Source organism: Burkholderia paludis, assembly GCF_000732615.1.
In the GTDB taxonomy this organism is placed as follows: domain Bacteria; phylum Pseudomonadota; class Gammaproteobacteria; order Burkholderiales; family Burkholderiaceae; genus Burkholderia; species Burkholderia paludis.
This window is the reverse complement of record NZ_JPGL01000160.1, coordinates 1-975: the sequence shown is the minus strand read 5'-3', so window position 1 is coordinate 975 and position 975 is coordinate 1. Positions and strand designations below refer to the sequence as shown.

Annotated in this window: 2 protein-coding genes; both read left to right on the top strand. The window is 66.6% G+C overall.

Going from position 1 to position 975, the window contains the following annotated elements:
- On the top strand, nucleotides 1-359 hold a 359-nt coding region (locus GQ56_RS0138975; RefSeq protein ID WP_031403769.1), incomplete at its 5' end, for an electron transfer flavoprotein subunit alpha/FixB family protein.
- Between the two features lie 97 nt (nucleotides 360-456).
- Nucleotides 457-975: acyl-CoA dehydrogenase family protein (locus GQ56_RS0138970; protein ID WP_031403768.1), on the top strand; the 519-nt coding region annotated here is incomplete at its 3' end.

Genomic DNA, 975 nt, shown 5'->3' with positions numbered 1-975 from the left:
GCGCGAGCATCATCGTGTCGGGCGGCCGCGGCCTGGGCAGCGGCGAGAACTACACGAAGGTGCTGGAGCCGCTGGCCGACAAGCTGTCGGCAGCACTCGGCGCATCGCGCGCGGCGGTCGACGCCGGCTACGTGCCGAACGACTATCAAGTCGGCCAGACCGGCAAGATCGTCGCGCCGCAGCTGTACATCGCGGTCGGCATCTCGGGTGCGATCCAGCATCTGGCCGGCATGAAGGATTCGAAGGTGATCGTCGCGATCAACAAGGATCCGGAAGCGCCGATCTTCAGCGTGGCCGACTACGGCCTCGTCGGCGATCTGTTCGCGCTCGTGCCGGAGCTCGTGACCGAGCTCGGCTGACACGGCGTGACGCTTCAGCGTTAGGCACACGGGAAAAGGGGCGCGACGAGCGCCCCTTTTTTTCGCCATCGACAGAAGAGAGAACAGGAGACGCACCATGAGTTACGCCGCCCCCGTCAAGGACATGCTGTTCGTGCTGAAGGAACTCGCAGGCATCGACGCCGTTGCGCAGTTGCCGGGTTTCGAGGATGCCGGCTACGACACCGCGCAGGCCGTGCTCGACGAATCCGCGAAATTCTGCGGCGAGGTGCTCGCGCCGCTGAACGTCGAAGGCGACCGCAACCCGAGCAGCTGGAAGGACGGCGTCGTGACCGCGACGCCGGGATTCGCGCAAGCGTTCCGCCAGTTTGTCGAGGGCGGCTGGCAGGGGCTGCAGCATCCGGCCGAATACGACGGCCAGGGGCTGCCGAAGCTGATCGCGACGCCGTGCATCGAGATGCTCAACGCGGCGAACCTGTCGTTCGCGCTGTGTCCGCTGCTGACCGACGGCGCGATCGAGGCGCTGCTGACGGCCGGCACGGACGAGCAGAAGCAGCGTTACGTGCCGAAGCTGATCTCGGGCGAATGGACCGGCACGATGAACCTGACCGAGCCGCAGGCGGGCTCGGATCTGGCG